The following is a 20,546-nucleotide window of genomic DNA, read 5'->3' on the forward strand; positions in this document are numbered from 1 at the left end:
TTGTTTTATTAATATCCAGGATTTTGCGACAAATTAGCATTAGCTCTCAATTCTTTATTTGGAATTGGGAATATCAACCTATTTGGAGATAAATCGGAACCAGATTGACTTCCGCCCTTCCACTGCCAACTGTAAGTGTCTAAATACTTTTTAAATCTAATTAAATCTTGTCTTCTGTGTCCTTCCCAGTACAATTCTTTAGCTCTTTCATTTAAAATGAATTGAGGTGTCAAATCAGATAAGGCAACAAGACCTACACCGGCTCTTTGTCTTAAATCATTAACATAGGTCAAAGCCGTAGCCGTACTTCCTTTTCCATTAACAACAGCCAATTCAGCATACATTAAATAAGCATCTGCCATTCTAAACAATGGGAAATCAGTATCGGGAAATGTTTGATCTTTACCATTTCCTCCGGTCGAAGTTTTATTGGAAAATTTTATTAATTTTTTTCCTTGTTCAAATTTAGAATAGTCAGAAATAGAAGCTGGACTTGCATCACCAGGAACATACATGACACGAGCATCACTTGTACCAACAATATCAGCAAATTCTTTACGAACTCTAAAACCTTGCCATCCAAAATCTATACCCAATAATGGTGCAGATACAGCATCAGTAGACCCATGTAATAAATAGGTCATTCCTCCCCATGTTTTTGTATTTACCCCATCAAATGCAATAGGAAAAATAACTTCATCTTGGGCTCCATTAGTATTATTGTCAGCCTTAAACAGGTTTGCATAAGGTATTTGTGCAATACCATATCCTGAACCAATGATAGCATTTACAGCGGTCAATGCTTCTGCGCTTTTGTCAACTCCTGTATAAATAGAGGCATTCAAAAACAATTTGGCTTTAAGCATCCAAAGGGCCGCTTTATCTGCACGACCATATTCATTTGCTTTTGGCGCAGCCATATCCGCTTCTATAGCATCTAATTCGGTTATTATATAATTGAAAACAAATTCTCTTGTTTGCATTTGAGGCGGCGTCCCTAAAGGATCTGCATCAGTTCCAAAAGGTAATTTTCCAAAAATATCTATACCATGATAGTAAGACAATGCTCTTAAAAAGCGAGCTTCTGCCCTGTATCTTTTAATCTCTTCACGCAAAGTTGCCGAAACGCCTCTGCTATCTAATTTTGCATCTGTAGTTTCTCTTAAGAATTCATTACTCAAACTAACCTGATAAAAAACTCGGGCAAAAAATGCTTCAAGAAAAACATTGTCTGCGTTCCAAGTGTTGAAATTCAAATCCTTAATAGTTGGATTATCACTTTCTCCCCAAGCTATAATTGCTTCATCGGTAGTTAATTCCTGCAATTGCCAGTATCCTCTTAAATATTGGGAGAATCCCTCATTAACAGTTCCTGCTCCGGATCCTAAGTCGGATTCCCCATCTGGCCCTTTCTGACCTGTAACGGCTAAACCACCGTAGATTTTTGCCAAAAATTGTTTGTATGCCCCCGGTGTAGCATAAAATTGCTCACTGGTAAAATCATCATCATCTTTTGGAGTGATATCTAAGCTGCAAGAGGCTAATGTTACTAAGACAAATGCAATTAACACCTTTTTTATATCAAAATATTTTCTATATTTTTTCATCCTTTATTTTATTAAAAATTAGCATTTACACCCAACATATACATTCTTGCTCTAGGGTAAATTGACCCATCGATACCATCATTAAAAACTTCTGGATCAATGTTCTTATAATTCGTTATTGTAAGCACATTTTGAACACCTGCATAGAATCTTAAAGATGTTTTACCACCTAAAACTTCGCTAAATTTATACCCTAATGTAACATTGTCTAACTTAAGGAAAGAACCATCTTTAACATAATAATCGGATTCTTTTACAGCCGAAGTAAAAAACGTATTGCTATAATCAACCGGCGCATTATTCAAGGTATTATCAACCGTATTATTGATCGAAGTCAATACCGATCTATCCGCAGATATTCTATCATATACATAATTACCTAAACTTGCTCTCCAAGCCATTGAAAAATCCCAATTTTTATAAAATGTTGCATTTGCCATGAAGCCCATGGTAACATCTGCTTGTGGTTTTTTATAATTGTATTTATCGTTGCTGTCAATAACACCATCTTTATTTCTATCCACATAAACCCCTTGAATAGCTTTACCAGCGACATCATACACTTGCTCGTATACCCAATAAGAAAAAGGAGCCAATCCTACTTTATGTGTCTGTACAAAACCGCCTAATCCTACTCCGCCTATTTGAAGCCCATCAGAAAACAAATCCGTTATCTCCGATTTATTGTAGGCAACGTTATAATTTAAATTCAGATTAAATTTTTCGTTTTGTACTGCCTGATAGTTTAATGAAAAGTCTACTCCTTTTGATTGTAAAGAACCGATATTTCTATAACCATAGATTCTCAAATTCTGCAAAGATCCTTCGGCAACCTGAGAAAATAAATCATTTGTCTCTGAGAAATAACCATCCAACGATCCTTTTAAACGATTATTCATAAAGCCAAAATCCAAACCAATGTTATATTTCGTGCTTCTTTCCCATTTTAAATTCTCATTGTAACCTTCTGGCTTAGAAATAACCACGAATGAATTCCCGAATTGGTAGGAATTATTGTTAGAAGTAGAATATCTTTTGAACCAATCAATAGGTGCATTAATATTTTGTTGACCCACTTCGCCATAACCCAATCGCAATTTCAGATCAGAAATAGCGTTAGAATCTTTCAAGAAATTTTCTTCTTTAATTTTCCATGCAAAAGCATAACCAAGGAAATTTGCCCATTTGTTTTCTGGAGAAATTTTAGAAGAACCGTCTCTTCTAAAGTTAACTGTTAGCAAATACTTGCTGTCGAAACCTAAGTTAGCACGACCAAAATAAGCTCCTAATTTATTTCCCGGATCAGTATAAACATCTTCATTTTTTTCTTCTCCCAGATTCAATCCAAAAAGATTTCTGTTTCCTGATCTGTAATCTCGTTTGCCAAATTCCTGATATTCATAACCTCCTAGGAAATCTACATCTAATTTGCCAAATGATTTATTGTAGTTCAATTGTGCGCTTATGTTATTGTTTTTATTGTGATACCAAGTTTCTGAATATGAACCTATTTGCTCATTTCCTACAACACTCGCATTATAACCGGAACGAGAAAGTGGATTTATAGTTACACTACCGTCTCCGTCTTGTTTGTCCATCCCAGCATTCAAAATTGCTCTTAACTCAGGTAAAAAATGGAATTTATAATCAATATTAATATTTCCAAAAAATCTATGACCATTAGAAATATCTCGTCTTTCTTTTAATTGACTTACCGGATTTGAAGTTCCTCTTGGATTTCCTGAAACAGGATCTGTCCATTCTGTATACCCTCCAAAAATAGAATTGGAATCATATACCGACTGAGTAGGATCATAAGAAATAGCACTTCCTATTGCGCCTTCATCAGCATTTCTTTTGGTTGTATAAGAATAATTAGCTGTAAGATTAACTTTCAAATGATCCTCAAAAAACGTTGGATTTAAAGCTGCCGATGCCGTTGATCTCTTGAAATTAGAAGTCATCAAAATACCGTTATTATCCGTATTTCCTATTGTTAATCTTGAAGGTATTTTTTTAAACAAATTACCCATCACCGATAAACTAACATCTGAAGTTACAGAAGTATGGAAAATTTCTTTTTGCCAATCCGTTTTTGAATTGCCTAAAAGTCCAACTTTACCGGGTGCTACTTCGCCAACTAAGGCTCTGTAATCATCGGCTGAATATACATCAATCTTCTTAGCCAAAGTATTCAAGGTCGTAAAGGTATTCAATGAAACCTGAATGTCTTTTTTAGATCCTTTTTTAGTCGTTATGATAATCACCCCATTTGAACCTCTATTTCCATATATAGCAGTTGCAGATGCATCTTTTAATATAGAGAATGTTTCAATGTCATTTGGATTAACCGCCGAAAGTCCGCCATCAATTGGCAAACCATCAATTACGATTAATGGATCATTACTTGCTGCTAAAGACGAACCCCCACGAATTCTTATAACCGCTTCATTACCCGGCGTCCCAGATGAAGTTACCACAACACCAGGAGCTCGCCCGTTAAGAAGACCGTCTACACTTGTAATTGCTCCTCTGTTAAATTCCTTGGTAGTAATTAAATCTACAGCACCTGTAGCATCTTTTTTCTTAACGCTTCCGTATCCTACCTGAACCACCACTTCTTTTAATTGATTCTCATCTTCTCCTAAAGAAACATTTACTATTTTTTGGGAATCATAATTAATTATCGCGTTCTTATATCCAATAAAAGAGAATACTATTTTATCTCCTTTTTTAATATTTGATAATTGGTACTTGCCGTCAAAATCTGTTGAAACACCATTTGTACTGCCTTGTATATTTATATTCACTCCCGGAATAGGTTGTCCTGATGTTTTATCCAGAACAATCCCGCTTATAGTATTCTGTGCCAGAACACCAAAAGGCAACAGCAGCAATAAAAATAACAACTTCTTATAAATTGTTTTCATACTTTTCGTTTAAGTTAATTTGGTTTTTACTGATTTTTACTCTTACTTCGAATGTTAAATTTATGTAAATTTTAGAACGCCCGACAAAAGCATTTTTCAAATGGCTTACGAAAACGTGGTAGTGTTGAAAACTTTATATATATTACAGGTTTTTGAGCACATAATTAGGATAATCTAAATAATTAATACCTTAATTTACGGAAACAAAATTTATCAAATTGTTATCATGAAGAAGAAAATAACCCTTAAACAAATAGCCCGAGAATTGGACGTGTCCATTTCAACCGTTTCGAAGTCACTTAGAGACAGTTCCGAAATTGGAGAGGAGACCCGATTAAAAGTACAGGCTTTTGCCAAATTCTATAATTACAAGCCCAACAATATTGCCCTGAGTTTAAAAAACAGAAAGTCAAAAGCTATAGGAATAATCATCCCCGAGATTGTACATCATTTTTTCTCGACTGTCATCAACGGAATTGAACAAGTAGCCAACGAATACGGCTATAGTGTTATCATCTGTCTTTCGGACGATTCTTTTGACAAAGAGGTCCTTAACATGGAAATGCTGGCCAACGGAAGCATCGATGGTTTTATCATGTCGTTATCTAAAGAAACCCAGTTCAAAGGCGATTTTCATCATATTACCGAAGTAATCAATCAAGGAATGCCCGTTGTCATGTTTGACAGGGTAACCAATGAAATCCTTTGCGACAAAGTCATTATTGACGACAAATCGGCCGCCTACGAGGCAGTTCAAAGCCTGATTGACAATGGAAAGAAAAAAATTGCCCTGGTAACCACGGTCGATTATGTAAGTGTGGGCAAACTAAGAACGGATGGTTATGTTAAAGCGCTTTTGGACAACGGAATCCCATTTGATGAAAATTTAATCATCAAAATTGAAGATGTAGATACTTGCGAAATCATCATCAGCAAACTATTGCAAGACAAAGCCATTGATGCCGTTTTTGCGGTAAACGAGCTTTTTGCGGTAACCTGTATTAAAACAGCCAATAAAATGGGGATAAGAGTTCCCGAAGATTTATCCGTAATTGCTTTTACTGACGGTATCATTTCAAAATACTCGACTCCTACCATTACTACCGTAAGCCAAAACGGAATAAAAATGGGCAATAAAGCCGCAAAAATGCTCATTGACAGATTAGAATCTGAGGAAGATGAAGAAGAAAATTACAAAACCGAAGTAATTGAGACCCATCTGATCGAAAGAGAATCAACTAATTAAGTGAGTTGTGAGTTATCGGTTGTGAGTTTTGTGACACTTCTTCACTCCTAACTTCCCGCCTCTAAGCTTTTTTTCTTACTTTATTCATTACTACAACCTTGTAGTTAAAAATATTACCTTTTATTATTCCCTAAAAAGTAAAAGTTCAAAATAAATTTTTACTTTTACCTCATCAAAGCTTTTACTTTTACTTCGAAAAACAAGTTAAGTTTTGATAAGCATCGCGCTTATCGCATTCATTTTAAATGACGATAATGGAAAAGCGTAAGTTAGGTTTCTGGGAAATTTGGAACATGAGTTTCGGTTTTTTGGGAATACAAATGGGTTTTGCCCTTCAAAATGCTAATGCCAGCAGAATTCTTCAAATTTTTGGTGCCGATGTGCATGAACTATCCTGGTTTTGGATAATCGCTCCTTTAATGGGATTGATTGTTCAGCCCATAATAGGCTATTACAGTGACAAAACCTGGGGCAAATTTGGACGAAGAAAACCTTTCTTTCTAGTTGGCGCTGTATTGGCGTCTATTGGTTTAATTTTAATGCCACAAGCCGAAATTTTCATTGCGCTATTACCCGCCATTTGGGTTGGTGCCGGAATGCTGATGATTATGGATGCTTCCTTCAACATTGCCATGGAACCCTTCCGGGCTTTAGTAGGGGACAATTTAAGAACAGATCAAAGAACCCTTGGATTTAGCGTTCAAACTGCCCTAATCGGATTTGGAGCGGTAATCGGTTCTTGGCTGCCTTATGTGCTTACCAATTGGTTTGGCGTTTCCAATAGAAACGAAGATGGAGGTGTTCCCTCCCATCTTATTTGGTCCTTCATCATTGGAGCCATCATTCTTATTGGTTCGATACTAATTACCATTTTGACCACCAAAGAATATTCACCTGAAGAATTAGCACAATTTGAGGACGAAAATGCCCATCAAGAAGCTTTAGAAGCAACTGTTGCCCAAAAAAAATCCAGCCTATTAGACATTTTTGAAGATTTTAGAAAAATGCCTACCACAATGCGACAGCTGAGCTGGGTTCAGTTTTTTTCTTGGTTTGGTCTTTTCGGAATGTGGGTATTTACCACTCCCGCTATAGCGCATCATATTTACGGTTTGCCAATCACTGACAACAAAAGTGTGGCTTATCAAGATGCCGGTGACTGGGTTGGCGTATTATTTGGGATTTACAATTTTGTTTCGGCTTTCTACGCCTTTGCTTTGCCTTACATTGCTAAAAAAATCGGAAGAAAACTAACCCATTCCATTTCCTTAATCGTCGGTGGATTAGGGTTAATCTCGATGTATTTTGTACCCAATGAAGACTGGCTAATCCTCTCTATGATTGGTGTGGGAATTGCCTGGGCAAGTATCCTATCTATGCCTTATGCTATTTTAGCAGGTTCCATTTCCCCAATGAAAATGGGCGTTTACATGGGAATTTTCAATTTCTTTATCGTTATCCCTCAAATCATCAATGCCTTAATTGGCGGCCCTTTAGTTAAGTATGTCTATCATGACAATGCCATACTTGCCTTAGTTAGCAGCGGAGTTAGTTTTCTTATTGCCGCCGTATTAGTGGTAAAAGTGAAAGATGTTGATGATGTAATAAAACAATAATCATGATTAAAAAAGCATTTATATTCGATCTTGACGGTGTGATCGTAGATACTGCCAAATACCATTATTTGGCTTGGAAAAAAATTGCAGAGGAACTAAATATCGATTTCACACTCGAACACAATGAATTATTAAAAGGAGTCAGCCGAGTGCGTTCCTTGGATATCATTTTAGAATTAGGCAAAATTGAAGCCTCACAAGAAGACAAAAACAAATGGCTCGTTCAAAAAAACGAAGACTATTTATCCTATTTGGTTGATATGGATCAAAGCGAAATATTACCAGGTGTTTTAGACATTTTAAAACATTTGAAAGAACAAAACCAAGCTATCGCCTTGGGTTCGGCAAGTAAAAATGCCAGACCTATTCTGGAGAAAACAGGAATCCTCCATTATTTCGACGCTATTGTTGATGGTAATGATGTTTCAAATGCCAAACCCGATCCGGAAGTTTTCTTGATTGCTGCCCAACTATTAGGAGTACAACCCAAAGATGCCATTGTTTTTGAAGATTCTGTGGCTGGTATTCAGGCGGCCAATATCGGAAAAATGATCAGCATCGGAATTGGAGAAGAAGCTATTTTGAACGAAGCAAAATACATATTTAAAGATTTTACACATATAAACAGAAGCTTTATAGAGGCTTTAATTCAAAAATAAAAAGATAGAATAAAAAGTGATAAGAAACACAGAAGTCTGTCATGAGTTTCTCAGTACTAAACTTCTAAACCTTACACTTTTTAAACTTTAAACAAAAGGAAACAATGAATCAAGATTATATAAAGCCAGACAATTGGTCTATCATTGAAGAAGGATTTGATGCAGAGAGAGTAAAATCGTCTGAAAGCCTGTTCAGCATCGGTAACGGAGCCATGGGCCAACGTGCTAATTTTGAAGAAAAATATACCGGAGACAGCTTTCAGGGAAGTTATATTGCCGGAATTTATTATCCGGATAAAACCAAAGTGGGCTGGTGGAAAAACGGTTATCCCGAATATTTTGCCAAAGTTTTGAATGCCCCAAATTGGATTGGAATTGACATCGAAATCAACGGTGAAAACTTAGATTTAAACAGTTGCACTTCCATAAAAAACTTTCGTAGGGAATTGAATATGAAAGAAGGTTGGTACCATCGCTCCTTTGATGCTACTTTAAAAAACGGTACCGAAATTTCGGTTAATGTACGTCGTTTTCTTTCCTTAGACTTGGACGAAGTGGGAATGATCAATTATGAAATCACTCCTTTGAATAAGGATGCAAAAATAATTTACAAGCCATACATCGATGCCGGAGTAACGAATGAGGATGCTAACTGGGACGAAAAATTCTGGGAACCGCTAAAAGTCAAAAAATCAGGAAATGAAGCTTTTGTTACGGCTCAAACCTTTAAAACCCATTTTGAGGTAACGACCTTCATGCAAAACAGCATTTGGCAAAATGGAGAAAATTTGAGCATCTCCCCTTCGGCAATTGACAGCCTTCCGGACAAAATTAAATTCAGTTACGATGTCATTGTGGCTCAAGGCCAAAAATCGGCGATCCAAAAAATTGGTGGATATGCGGTTTCTTTAAATCATAAAAACACCTTAGCTGCAGCAGAAAAAGCAATCCAATCGGCATTAGCCAAAGGATACGATCAATTATTGAATGACCAAATTGAAGCTTGGGCAAAAATTTGGGAGATGTCGGATATTACCATAGATGGCGATGTAAAAGCCCAACAAGGAATCCGTTTTAATATTTTCCAGTTGAACCAAACCTATTCGGGAAAAGACAGCCGATTGAATATTGGACCAAAAGGTTTCACCGGTGAAAAATACGGAGGTTCCACTTATTGGGACACCGAAGCTTATTGTATTCCTTTTTATATGGCGACCAAAGATCAGGAAGTTGCCCGAAATTTATTGACCTATCGCTACAATCAATTGGATAAAGCGATTGAAAATGCTCAAAATAATTTGGGTTTCAAAGACGGAGCGGCTTTGTACCCGATGGTTACCATGAATGGCGAAGAATGCCATAACGAATGGGAAATTACCCATGAGGAAATTCACAGAAATGGCGCCATTGCTTTTGCGATTTTTAATTACCATCGTTTCACGGGTGACAATTCTTATATTCCTGAAAAAGGATTGGAAGTTTTAATTGGGATTGCGCGTTTTTGGCATCAAAGAGCCAATTTGTCTAAAGATAAAAACCAATTTGTCATCTTGGGAGTTACCGGACCTAACGAATACGAAAATAACGTCAACAACAATTTCCACACCAATTATATAGCCAAATGGTGTATCAATTATACGCAGGAACAAATTCAGAAAGTTGCCTTAGAATTTCCTTTGGATCACAAACGAATCGTTGAAAAAGTACAATTATCTGATTCTGAGATTCAACAATGGAAAAAAGTAGCCGATAATATGTATTTCCCAAAATCGGAAGAATTGGGGATTTATTTGCAGCAAGACGGATTTCTGGACAAAGATTTGGTTCCCGTAGCAGGTTTAGACCCTTCGCAAAGACCAATCAACCAAAAATGGTCTTGGGATCGGGTATTGCGTTCACCTTATATCAAACAGGCCGATGTGTTGCAAAGCTTTTATTTCTTTGAAGAACATTTCTCCAAAGAGGAATTGAAACGCAATTTTGAATATTACGAATCTTTTACGGTTCATGAAAGCTCGCTTTCGCCTTGTGTGCACTCGATTCAGGCGGCGGCATTGGACAAAATGGATATGGCTTATGCTTTTTACCTAAGAACTTCCCGATTGGATCTCGATGATTACAACAAAGAAGTCAAAGAAGGCTGTCATATTACCTCGATGGCAGGAACTTGGATGAGTATCGTGGAAGGTTTTGGCGGAATGAGAGTCAAAGAAGACAAGCTTCATTTTTCTCCAAAAATCCCAAAACAATGGAAAGCCTACTCCTTTAAAATCAATTTTAGAAACCAGATTTTGACGGTTGCCGTTAGCCAAAACAAAACCACTTTTTCGGTAAATGGAGATACTGATTTAGCCCTTGTGGTTAACGGACAGGCTGTAATGGCCACTAAACTTGAAATAGCATAAATAACAACCCCTAATATTTTTAAAATCCGAAACATGAAGAATTTAATTGTAACAGCATTCATTCTGCTTGCATTTTGCAACACCGGCAAAGCGCAGCAACTGAAATCCCCCGAAGGAAAATTTGTCATGGAATTTTCGTTACTCAACGATGGAACTCCAAGCTACAACCTGAAATACAAAAACAAAGAGGTTATAAAATCCAGTAAATTGGGATTAGAACTAAAAGACGATACGAAATCATTGTTGAATGATTTTGCTGTTGTTGACACAAAAACGGCAACTTTTGACGAAAGCTGGAAACCGGTTTGGGGTGAGGTGAATCAAATTCGCAATCATTACAATGAATTAGCGGTAACCTTAAACCAAAAAGGAACAGACCGTCAAATTATCATTCGTTTCCGCTTGTTTGATGATGGTTTAGGTTTTCGTTACGAATTCCCAACACAAAAAAACCTGACTTATTTTGTAATCAAAGAAGAGAGAACACAATTTGCGATGGCGGGAGATCATACCGCTTTTTGGATTCCGGGCGATTACGATACGCAAGAATACGATTATACCCAATCGAAATTATCTGAAATCAGAGGACTTTCAGAAAAAGCCTATACCGAAAATGTTTCTCAGAAATCTTTTTCGCCAACAGGAGTTCAAACTTCATTGATGATGAAATCGGCTGATGGGATTTACATCAATTTACACGAAGCGGCCTTGATTAATTATTCGTGCATGCATTTGAATTTGGATGACAAAAACATGATTTTTCAATCTTGGTTAACACCGGATGCAAACGGCGACAAAGGATACATGCAGGCACCAAATCATTCGCCTTGGAGAACGATTATTGTGAGTGATGATGCGCGCCAGATTCTGGCTTCAAAAATGACATTAAACTTAAATGATCCTTGTAAAATTGAAGATACCTCTTGGATCAAGCCTGTAAAATATATTGGAGTTTGGTGGGAAATGATCACCGGAAAAAGCTCTTGGGCTTACACCAATGATTTCCCTACAGTACAATTAGGTATAACTGATTACGCCAAAGCAAAACCAAATGGAACTCACGGAGCCACTACCGCTCACGTAAAAGAATACATTGACTTTGCAGCTAAACATGGTTTCGACGCAGTTCTTGTTGAAGGTTGGAACGAAGGTTGGGAAGATTGGTTTGGACATTCAAAGGATTATGTTTTTGATTTTGTAACTCCTTATCCTGATTTTGACGTAAAAGGAATTCATGCTTACGCAAAAGCAAAAGGAGTAAAAATGATTATGCATCATGAAACTTCTGGATCTGTTCGCAATTACGAACGCCACATGGATAAAGCCTACCAATTTATGAATGACAACGGTTACAATGCCGTAAAAAGTGGTTATGTAGGTAGTATTTTGCCAAGTGGTGAAAACCATTACAACCAATGGGCGATAAACCATTATCAGTATGCTATTGAAAAAGCTGCCGATTATAAAATTATGGTCAATGCACACGAAGCCGTTCGCCCAACAGGAATTTCCAGAACTTACCCAAATTTAATTGGTAACGAATCCGCAAGAGGAACGGAGTACCAAGCTTTTGGCGGTTCTAAAGCAAATCACGTAACAATATTGCCTTTTACCCGTTTAATTGGCGGACCAATGGATTACACGCCCGGTATTTTCGAAATGGATATCAGTAAATTGAATCCTGACAACAAATCGCACGTAAACAGCACCATTGCCAACCAATTGGCATTGTACGTAACCATGTACAGCCCGTTACAAATGGCCGCTGATTTAATTGAGCATTACAATCAGTTTCCGGATGCTTTTCAATTCATTAAAGATGTAGCTGTAGATTGGGATGAAAGTAACTATCTTGAAGCAGAACCAGGCGATTATATTACCGTTGCCCGTAAAGCAAAAGGAACTAACAATTGGTTTGTGGGGAATGTAAACGGAAATATTAGCCGTACTTCAAACATCAACTTTGATTTCTTGGAAAAAGGCAAAAAATACACTGCAACTATTTATGCAGATGCTAAGGACGCCCATTTCAAAACGAATCCGCAAGCATACAAAATTCGCAAAATGACCGTGACCAATAAATCTAAATTGTCACAGTTATCTGCCCCAGGCGGAGGTTATGCCATCAGCATTATCGAAAACAACTAATTTCTTTAAAGACAACTAATGCCATTTAAAATCATTAGTTGTCTTTTTTCAATAACCGAAATATTTTTAGATTCTTCAAAGGCTCAAAAAGCTTGAATCAATTCTATTAATCGAATTTTATATCTTCAAATTATGAATAGTAAAAACCAACTCTCCAAAACAAGGATTCATTTACTCCATAAAATAATGTTGCTTGTTTTATTGTTCTCTGCTTCCGCAAATGCGCAAATCCAGCGAACAGAACCTCCTTTCTGGTATGCCGGGATGCACAATCTTGAACTTCAGATTATGTTTTACGGCAAGAATATAGCGCAAAATGACATTTCTGTTTCAAATAATATTGTCATAAAAAACGTTCAGAAAACCGAAAATCCCAACTATGTTTTCGTCACAATTGACACCAAAAACATTCCGGCTTCTGAGTTACTTTTTACATTTAAAAACAAAAACAAAGTTGCTTTCACTAAAAAATACTCTTTAAAACAAAGAAGAGAAAATTCTGCTCAACGCAAAAGTTTCGATGCTTCGGATATGATGTACTTAATCATGCCCGATCGTTTTGCAAACGGGAATCCGAAAAACGATAGCGATCCTTCATTAGTAGAAAAAGTAAATCGTTCAATCCCTGGCGGACGTCATGGTGGTGATATCGAAGGAATCATCAAGAACTTAGATTATATTTCATCTTTAGGGGCAACAACAATCTGGAACACGCCATTAAACGAAGACAACGACAAAGAACATTCGTATCATACCTATGCGCAATCTGATGTTTACAAAATCGATGCGCGTTACGGAACAAATGAAGATTACGTTCGTTTATCTAACGAAATGCATAAAAGAGACATGAAATTGGTTATGGATTATGTAACTAATCACTGGGGAATCACGCATTGGATGATGAAAGATTTACCAACAAAAACATGGACTAATCAATTTGAAAACTACACACAAACACATCACAGACGTGAAGTAATTACCGATATTCACGCTTCAAAACTAGACAAAGAAGTTTGTATCGATGGATGGTTTGTACCTTCAATGCCAGATTTAAATTTAAAAAATCCATTAGTTGCAAAATACCTAACTCAAAATGCAATTTGGTGGATTGAATATGCAAATCTTGACGGATTTAGAGTAGACACGTACAACTATTCAGATCCTGCAGCAATGGCAAACTGGGCAAAATCAGTTACAGATGAATATCCAAACTTTAATATTGTTGGAGAAATCTGGATGCACAATCAGGCTAATTTAGCGTATTGGCAAAAAGACAGTAAAATTGGGGCAATCCAAAATTACAATTCAAATTTACCAAGTGTAATGGATTTCACTTTACACAACCAAATCGGGTCGGCTTTTAATGATGACGAAGCAAACTGGGATAATGGTATGATCAAATTTTACAACAATTTTGCCTTAGATTATCTGTATCCAAATACAAATAACATTCTGGTTTTTGCCGAAAATCACGATACAAGCAGAATCAACGATCTTTACAAATATGACATTGCTAAATACAAATTAGTAATGACATTAATGGCAACCGTTCGTGGAATTCCGCAATTGTATTATGGTTCAGAAATTGGAATGGGTGGAGACAAAAGCCAAGGTGATGGCGGAATACGTCTGGATTTCCCTGGTGGATGGGAAGGCGATGCAAACAATGCCTTTACAAAAGAAGGCAGAACAGCTAAACAAGCAGAATATTTTGATTTTACATCAAAATTATTCAATTGGAGAAAATCTAATGAAGCAGTTCACTTTGGAAAAATGACGCACTATATTCCAGAAAACAATACCTATGTTTATTTCAGATATACAGATGCCAAAACAGTAATGGTAGTTTTTAATAACAACGCAAAACCGCAAACTATTAAGACAAACCGTTTCCAAGAAAACATCAAGAATTTCAAAACAGGAAAAGATATTCTAACAGATAAAAAATTCGATTTGACATCTGAAATTACCTTAGAACCAAAATCAGCTCTAGTTCTAGAACTAGAATAAATTCAAAAAAACTCATAAACCAAAAGCAGCAATTGATTTCAATTGTTGCTTTTTTATTTTAGCATACCTTTACCAAAAATAAAAGCAATGCTCAAAATAGGTCATCGCGGAGCCAAAGGACATGCGCCTGAAAACAGCTTAATTTCTTTCCAAAAAGCATTGGATATGCAAGTGGATGGCATAGAATTAGATGTTCATCTGAGCGCTGACGGGGAACTCATAGTCATTCATGATGAAACAATCGACAGAACGACGAGCGGAAAAGGTTTGGTAAATAAACTATCTTTGCACGAATTGAAAAGTGTCCTGATCGAAAACAAACACGAAATTCCCACCTTACAGGAAGTATTCGATTTGGTAAACCAAAATTGCGTGATCAATATCGAATTAAAAACCTACGAAACTGCCGCTAAAGTCACGGAACTAATCGAAAAGTATGTTTCGGAAAAAAACTGGCAGTACGATTGTTTTCTGGTTTCCAGCTTTGATTGGAACGCCTTGCAACAAATTCGGTTTCTAAACGATGAAATCCCGATTGGGATATTGACAGAAACAAATTTGGACTTGGCTTTGGCTTTCGCCAAATTCATTCAGGCAAAATCAATTCATCCGCACTTTCATTTATTGACGAAAGAGAACACAAAACGAATGCAAGAAAAAGGCTTCCAAGTTTTCCCTTGGACCGTCAACGAACAGGAAGACCTTAAAAAAATAAAATCATTTAACGTAAACGGAATCATCACCGATTTTCCAGATAGAATATGAACCAGAATTTTGATATAATTATAGTGGGCGGTGGCGCTGCAGGTTTTTTCACAGCCATCAATATTGTGGAGAAAAACCCAAAATTGAAAGTAGCCATTTTAGAACGCGGCAACGAAGTACTCCAAAAAGTACGTATTTCAGGTGGCGGACGTTGCAATGTGACCCATGCTTGTTTTGAACCCAACGAATTGGTAAAATTTTATCCGCGAGGCGAAAAAGAATTACGCGGTCCTTTTCATCAGTTTTGCTCCGGAGACACGATTGAATGGTTCGAAAAACACGGCGTGGAACTCAAAATTGAAGATGAAGGACGAATGTTTCCCGTTTCAAATTCCTCTCAAACTATCATTGATTGCTTCCTCAAAGCCACCCAAAAACTGGGAATTACGGTTCTTACAGGCCAGAGTGTACAATCGATTTTCAAAAAAGATGATTTCTGGAAAATAGAAACCCAAAACGAAAATTATATTGCCACGAAACTAATTTTGGCCACAGGAAGCAACCCTAAAGTCTGGGAAATGCTACAAACTTTCGGCCATGCGGTTGTCAGTCCGGTTCCTTCCTTATTCACCTTCAACATCAAAGATTCCAGAATCAAAGAATTGCCTGGCGTTGCGGCGCAAGTCAGCGTAAAAGTAAAAGACACAAAACTGACCTCAACGGGACCATTGTTAATCACGCATTGGGGCATGAGCGGTCCTGCAATTTTGAAATTATCGGCTTGGGGAGCGCGCATCTTGCATGATAAAAATTACCAGTTCACCATTTTCGTCAATTGGCTCAATGACATTGAAACTTCCGAAGCCGAAAAAATCCTGAAAGATTTAAAACAAGAAAACGCCAAAAAGGCTGTTTCTAAAAAATCCCCTTTCGACTTCCCAAATCGCTTGTGGGAAAGTCTGGTTCTTGCCTCTGGCATTGAAACGGAAACCAAATGGGCCGATTTATCTAAAGTTCAATTGCAAAATTTGGCTGATCAGCTAACGAATGCGTCTTTTCAAGTTAACGGAAAAAGCACTTTTAAGGAAGAATTTGTAACCGCTGGCGGAATCGATTTAAAAGAAATCAATTTCAAAACCATGGAAAGTAAACTACATGAAAACCTTTATTTTGCCGGAGAAATCGTCAATATCGATGCCATTACCGGCGGATTTAATTTTCAGAATGCCTGGACGAGTGGGTTTATTTTGGCCAACAACATTTAAAAAATCACTAAACAATTGAAAACCATATGGATTACAATTAAGAAAGAATTAATTTTTGATTAACATTAATTTATAAGATATTTCTCAGCTACACAAGTCCAATTTGAATATGTTTGTAAGCAAATTGATGTAAATGCTTAAATATCATATCTCTGCGCTATTCGCTTTCTTACTTGTACAAGTAACTTTTTCACAATCTGAAAAAATAATCCGTGGCAAAGTTGTACAAGAACAATTTGCTCTGGCCAAAGTCGAAGTTGCGAATTTTAATTCAAAAGAAACAACCATTACAAGCGCCTCAGGGCAATTCTCTATACTTGTAAAAAAAGGGGATGAACTGGTTTTTATTTCGAAAAACCACATTATCAAAAAAATTGTAATGGATCAAAATACCCTTGACAAAAACAATCTCCTGATTCAATTGGTTCTAAAGCCAGAAGAACTGGAAGAAGTTTTAATTACAACAATGCCTTCCATCCAATTGGATTTAGATAGTCCGTATGAACAAGAAAAGCTATCTGAATTAGCAATTAAAAAAGCGTCCAGAGCCCCAAAAATTATTGGGGTCAACAATGGAACAATAGAAAATGGAATGAATTTTATGCGAATTGGAGGTCTCCTTTTTGGTCTATTTGCCAAAGAAAAAGAGAAAGTCAAGAAAAAAACTCCTCCTATTCCATTTACAGCACTGGCAAAAAGCAGCTGTGATCAAAAATTTTACACTGAAACTTTAAAGTTAAAACCGGATGAGATTGAACTCTTTCTTCAATTTTGTGATGCTGACCCCAAATCCAAAACTCTTTTAGAGAGTAGCACCGTCCTGTCTATAATGGATTTTTTAATGAGCAAACATCTTGAGTTTAAAAAACTGTAAAGCAAATCACTAACGGTTCAACCACCAAATACTGGCATTCAACACCGTCGCAAAACTTACCCAAGCCAAATAAGGCAAGATTAAATAACCCGCTATTTTATTGATTTTGGAAAAATGGATATAGGTTTCATAAATTAATAACCACAACAATACAATCTCGATTCCGGCAAGCATCGGGTTGTGTAATCCAAAAAACAAATAGGACCACAAAGCATTTAAAGCCAATTGAATTGCAAAAATGAGCAAGGCTCTTTTGACCGCTTCCTTATCGGATTCCATTCGGTCCCAAACTAGTGCCGCCGCAACTCCCATCATAATATACAGCATACTCCACACTGGAGCAAAAACCCAATTGGGCGGATTAAAACTCGGTTTTATCAAGGTAGGATACCAGGTTTCAATACTGGAACGGGTCACAATACCAGAAAAATAACCGATAGCTAGACAAGTAACAACAACAATAAGTATTTTAGTAATTTTATTCATTTTGATAATTTTTAAATTAGAAATCAAATGTTTTAAAACAATAACAACTTAATCCCTTCTAAGCCCAATCACTCTAGAAAACGTAATTGATTGCATCTAAACAGACGCAATATTAAACTATTTTTTAAAATAGGAATACTAATACAGGATTCTTTTTCTACGATTAAATTTACTTTAAGATTTCTACTGATTAAATTCAATTAAAGGAATAAAGCTATTCGCCAAAAAAAGTATCTTTGTCAAAATTTTAAAATTCATGTTTTCAGCAAACGATTTTATTCCTACTTCTTATTCTCAAAATGTGGAACAAGGCAATTTCCACTGGAGTGCGCCCAGCAATATTGCTTTGGTAAAATATTGGGGGAAAAAAGATGATCAGATTCCGGCCAATCCATCGGTGAGTTTTACTCTGAACAATTGCAAAACGACTACTAAAATGGCTTTTGCCAAGAAAGAAAAACAAGATACTTTTTCTTTTGATTTGCTTTTTGAAGGAAAACCAAAAGAAGATTTCAAACCAAAAATCCAAAAATTCCTGGAACGAATTGAAATCTATTTGCCTTTTTTGAAAGACTATCATTTTACGATTGATACTGAAAATACCTTTCCACACAGCTCGGGGATTGCCTCTTCGGCTTCTGGGATGGCGGCTTTGGCGATGAACCTAATGAGTTTGGAAAAAGCATTAAATCCTGAAATGACCGAAGACTACTTTTATCAAAAAGCCTCTTTTCTGGCCCGATTAGGATCTGGCAGCGCCTGCCGCAGTGTGAAAGGCGAGGTCGTAGTTTGGGGAAATCAGGCCAATATTAAAGACAGTTCCGATTTGTATGGCGTGGAATTTCCTTATACTATTCATAAGAACTTCAAGAATTATCAAGACACCATCTTATTAGTCGATAAAGGCGAAAAACAAGTCTCCAGCACTCTGGGACATGACTTGATGCACAACCATCCTTTTGCCGAAAGGCGATTTGCACAAGCGCATGAAAACCTGGATAAGCTGATTTCTATTTTTGAAAGCGGGAATCTGGAAGAATTCATTAAAATTGTCGAAAGCGAAGCTTTGACCTTACATGCCATGATGATGACCTCGATGCCGTATTTTATATTGATGAAACCCAATACCTTGGAAATCATCAATGCCATTTGGAAATTCAGAAATGACACTAAAATTCCAATTTGTTTCACGCTGGATGCCGGTGCCAATGTACATGTTTTGTATCCCGAAAACGTTAGCGCTACTGTATTACAATTTATTCAACAAGAATTAGTTGGCTTTTGTCAAAATGGGCAGTACCTTTGCGATTCGTTAGGAAATGGCGCAATGCAGTTATAATACATTTTTTTTCATACCTTTAGCTCTAAATAGCTGAAATCATGGACATTCAATCAGAAAAACTGGAATTGATAAAAATGCTGTTAGAAACGGATGACAAAGCCATAATTGAAGCAGTAAGAAGCATTTTACAATCGGAGAAAAAAAATTCTTTCAAAGAATTATCTTCGGAACAACAAGAAGAAATCAATCTTGTGATACAAAAAGAAAATCGAGGCGATATCGTCGATTTTTAAAATTAGTCAAAATAAATTATCACTATTAAGTCGTTAATTTTTAAATACATATGAAAGGACCCTTATTTTACTCAAAAATATTACTCTTTGGAGAATACGGAATTATTCGCGACTCTAAAGGACTGTCTATTCCTTATAATTTTTATAACGGGGCATTAAAAAGAGATGAAAATCCTTCTGCCGAAGCCCTTGCATCCAATGCCAGCTTGAACCGTTTTGCCACTTATTTAGGCACTTTACAAAGTGAACAGCCTGAATTAGTCGCTTTTGATTTAGAGACATTAAAAAATGACATTGAGACTGGAATGTATTTTGATTCCAGCATTCCACAAGGCTACGGTGTGGGAAGTAGTGGCGCTTTAGTTGCTGCTATTTATGACAAATATGCCCAGGATAAAATTACGGTTCTTGAGAATTTGACTCGCGAAAAACTATTGCAACTTAAAGCTATATTTTCTCAAATGGAAAGTTTTTTTCACGGAAAAAGTTCCGGATTAGATCCTTTAAACAGCTATTTAAGCATCCCTATTTTAATCAATTCCAAAGACAATATCGAGGCTACCGGAATTCCGAATCAAAGTCTTGATGGCAAAGGCGCCGTGTTTCTATTAGATTCAGGAATTGTGGGAGAAACTGCCCCGATGGTCAATATTTTCATGGAAAACCTAAAAGACAAAGGATTCCGTGCGATGCTAAAAAACCAATTTGTAAAATACACTGATGCCTGTGTTGAGAATTTCTTGGGCGGAGATATGAAATCATTGTTTTTGAACACCAAGAAACTTTCAAGAGTAGTTTTGAACAACTTCAAACCGATGATTCCGGAGCAATTTCATGCCATTTGGCAAAAAGGAATTGACACCAATGATTATTACCTAAAATTATGCGGATCTGGCGGTGGTGGTTATATTCTTGGTTTTACCCAAGACTTAGAAAAAGCAAAAATTGCTTTGAAAGATTATAAACTGGAAGTGGTTTATCAGTTTTAATTTAATTCAAAAAAATACAATCTAATTATAC

The 20,546-nt window shown here is 36.6% G+C and carries 15 protein-coding genes; 12 read left to right on the forward strand and 3 right to left on the reverse strand.

Annotated elements, in window-relative coordinates:
- Positions 1-8: 8 nt before the first annotated feature.
- Both LNP19_RS02850 and LNP19_RS02855 read right to left on the reverse strand, forming a co-directional pair.
- Complete coding sequence (locus tag LNP19_RS02850; protein ID WP_230063307.1) at positions 9-1,607, reverse strand: RagB/SusD family nutrient uptake outer membrane protein; 1,599 nt, start codon at positions 1,605-1,607, stop codon at positions 9-11.
- An 11-nt stretch (positions 1,608-1,618) separates the two neighbouring features.
- A complete protein-coding gene (locus LNP19_RS02855; protein ID WP_230063308.1) occupies positions 1,619-4,537 on the reverse strand; it encodes a SusC/RagA family TonB-linked outer membrane protein in 2,919 nt (972 codons plus the stop codon).
- 226 nt (positions 4,538-4,763) lie between these two features.
- Between LNP19_RS02855 and LNP19_RS02860 the strand changes: the two genes are divergently transcribed.
- The 9 genes from LNP19_RS02860 (at position 4,764) to LNP19_RS02900 (ending at position 17,465) form a co-directional block, all read left to right on the forward strand.
- Complete coding sequence (locus LNP19_RS02860) at positions 4,764-5,783, forward strand: LacI family DNA-binding transcriptional regulator (RefSeq protein ID WP_230063309.1); 1,020 nt, start codon at positions 4,764-4,766, stop codon at positions 5,781-5,783.
- Between the two features lie 254 nt (positions 5,784-6,037).
- Complete coding sequence (locus LNP19_RS02865; RefSeq protein WP_230063310.1) at positions 6,038-7,399, forward strand: MFS transporter; 1,362 nt, start codon at positions 6,038-6,040, stop codon at positions 7,397-7,399.
- 2 nt (positions 7,400-7,401) lie between these two features.
- Positions 7,402-8,058: a beta-phosphoglucomutase gene (gene pgmB / locus LNP19_RS02870; protein WP_230063311.1), complete on the forward strand. Its 657-nt coding sequence runs from the start codon at positions 7,402-7,404 to the stop codon at positions 8,056-8,058.
- A 104-nt stretch (positions 8,059-8,162) separates the two neighbouring features.
- The gene (locus tag LNP19_RS02875; protein ID WP_230063312.1) at positions 8,163-10,463 is read left to right on the forward strand and encodes a glycoside hydrolase family 65 protein; all 2,301 of its coding nucleotides are present in this window, start codon (positions 8,163-8,165) and stop codon (positions 10,461-10,463) included.
- A gap of 33 nt (positions 10,464-10,496) precedes the next feature.
- Positions 10,497-12,611: a glycoside hydrolase family 97 protein gene (locus tag LNP19_RS02880; protein WP_230063313.1), complete on the forward strand. Its 2,115-nt coding sequence runs from the start codon at positions 10,497-10,499 to the stop codon at positions 12,609-12,611.
- Between the two features lie 132 nt (positions 12,612-12,743).
- Positions 12,744-14,621, forward strand: coding sequence for a glycoside hydrolase family 13 protein (locus tag LNP19_RS02885; protein ID WP_230063314.1), 1,878 nt, complete (start codon positions 12,744-12,746; stop codon positions 14,619-14,621).
- Positions 14,622-14,708: 87 nt separating this feature from the next.
- Positions 14,709-15,386, forward strand: coding sequence for a glycerophosphodiester phosphodiesterase (locus tag LNP19_RS02890; protein WP_230063315.1), 678 nt, complete (start codon positions 14,709-14,711; stop codon positions 15,384-15,386).
- On the forward strand, positions 15,383-16,591 hold the full coding sequence (locus LNP19_RS02895; protein ID WP_230063316.1) for a BaiN/RdsA family NAD(P)/FAD-dependent oxidoreductase: 1,209 nt from the start codon (positions 15,383-15,385) through the stop codon (positions 16,589-16,591). Before LNP19_RS02890 ends, LNP19_RS02895 begins: the two co-directional genes overlap by 4 nt.
- 133 nt (positions 16,592-16,724) lie before the next feature.
- A complete protein-coding gene (locus tag LNP19_RS02900) occupies positions 16,725-17,465 on the forward strand; it encodes a hypothetical protein (RefSeq protein WP_230063317.1) in 741 nt (246 codons plus the stop codon).
- Between the two features lie 9 nt (positions 17,466-17,474).
- On the opposite strand, the gene LNP19_RS02905 is transcribed toward LNP19_RS02900, so the two are convergent.
- Positions 17,475-17,951, reverse strand: coding sequence for a TspO/MBR family protein (locus LNP19_RS02905; protein ID WP_230063318.1), 477 nt, complete (start codon positions 17,949-17,951; stop codon positions 17,475-17,477).
- Between the two features lie 256 nt (positions 17,952-18,207).
- Between LNP19_RS02905 and LNP19_RS02910 the strand changes: the two genes are divergently transcribed.
- Genes LNP19_RS02910 through LNP19_RS02920 form a run of 3 tightly spaced genes read left to right on the forward strand, consistent with a single transcriptional unit; the run spans position 18,208 to position 20,515 of the window.
- Positions 18,208-19,290, forward strand: a complete 1,083-nt coding sequence (locus tag LNP19_RS02910; RefSeq protein ID WP_230063319.1) for a diphosphomevalonate decarboxylase — start codon at positions 18,208-18,210, stop codon at positions 19,288-19,290.
- Positions 19,291-19,331: 41 nt separating this feature from the next.
- Positions 19,332-19,526 (forward strand): hypothetical protein, encoded by a 195-nt coding sequence (locus LNP19_RS02915; RefSeq protein ID WP_230063320.1) that lies wholly within the window; start codon positions 19,332-19,334, stop codon positions 19,524-19,526.
- 50 nt (positions 19,527-19,576) lie between these two features.
- Positions 19,577-20,515, forward strand: coding sequence for a mevalonate kinase family protein (locus tag LNP19_RS02920; protein WP_230063321.1), 939 nt, complete (start codon positions 19,577-19,579; stop codon positions 20,513-20,515).
- Positions 20,516-20,546 lie beyond the last annotated feature (31 nt).

Source organism: Flavobacterium acetivorans, from assembly GCF_020911885.1.
Taxonomy (GTDB): Bacteria; Bacteroidota; Bacteroidia; order Flavobacteriales; family Flavobacteriaceae; genus Flavobacterium; species Flavobacterium acetivorans.

What these genes read in the sequence shown, in the direction of transcription:
- LNP19_RS02920 (WP_230063321.1), top strand. Translation starts at nt 19,577, where the DNA reads ATGAAAGGACCCTTATTTTACTCAAAAATATTACTCTTTGGAGAATAC.
- LNP19_RS02895 (WP_230063316.1), top strand. Translation starts at nt 15,383, where the DNA reads ATGAACCAGAATTTTGATATAATTATAGTGGGCGGTGGCGCTGCAGGT.
- LNP19_RS02860 (WP_230063309.1), top strand. Translation starts at nt 4,764, where the DNA reads ATGAAGAAGAAAATAACCCTTAAACAAATAGCCCGAGAATTGGACGTG.
- LNP19_RS02855 (WP_230063308.1), bottom strand. Translation starts at nt 4,537, where the DNA reads ATGAAAACAATTTATAAGAAGTTGTTATTTTTATTGCTGCTGTTGCCT.
- LNP19_RS02910 (WP_230063319.1), top strand. Translation starts at nt 18,208, where the DNA reads ATGTTTTCAGCAAACGATTTTATTCCTACTTCTTATTCTCAAAATGTG.
- LNP19_RS02905 (WP_230063318.1), bottom strand. Translation starts at nt 17,951, where the DNA reads ATGAATAAAATTACTAAAATACTTATTGTTGTTGTTACTTGTCTAGCT.
- LNP19_RS02915 (WP_230063320.1), top strand. Translation starts at nt 19,332, where the DNA reads ATGGACATTCAATCAGAAAAACTGGAATTGATAAAAATGCTGTTAGAA.
- LNP19_RS02890 (WP_230063315.1), top strand. Translation starts at nt 14,709, where the DNA reads ATGCTCAAAATAGGTCATCGCGGAGCCAAAGGACATGCGCCTGAAAAC.
- LNP19_RS02880 (WP_230063313.1), top strand. Translation starts at nt 10,497, where the DNA reads ATGAAGAATTTAATTGTAACAGCATTCATTCTGCTTGCATTTTGCAAC.
- LNP19_RS02875 (WP_230063312.1), top strand. Translation starts at nt 8,163, where the DNA reads ATGAATCAAGATTATATAAAGCCAGACAATTGGTCTATCATTGAAGAA.
- LNP19_RS02900 (WP_230063317.1), top strand. Translation starts at nt 16,725, where the DNA reads ATGCTTAAATATCATATCTCTGCGCTATTCGCTTTCTTACTTGTACAA.
- LNP19_RS02865 (WP_230063310.1), top strand. Translation starts at nt 6,038, where the DNA reads ATGGAAAAGCGTAAGTTAGGTTTCTGGGAAATTTGGAACATGAGTTTC.
- pgmB (WP_230063311.1), top strand. Translation starts at nt 7,402, where the DNA reads ATGATTAAAAAAGCATTTATATTCGATCTTGACGGTGTGATCGTAGAT.
- LNP19_RS02850 (WP_230063307.1), bottom strand. Translation starts at nt 1,607, where the DNA reads ATGAAAAAATATAGAAAATATTTTGATATAAAAAAGGTGTTAATTGCA.
- LNP19_RS02885 (WP_230063314.1), top strand. Translation starts at nt 12,744, where the DNA reads ATGAATAGTAAAAACCAACTCTCCAAAACAAGGATTCATTTACTCCAT.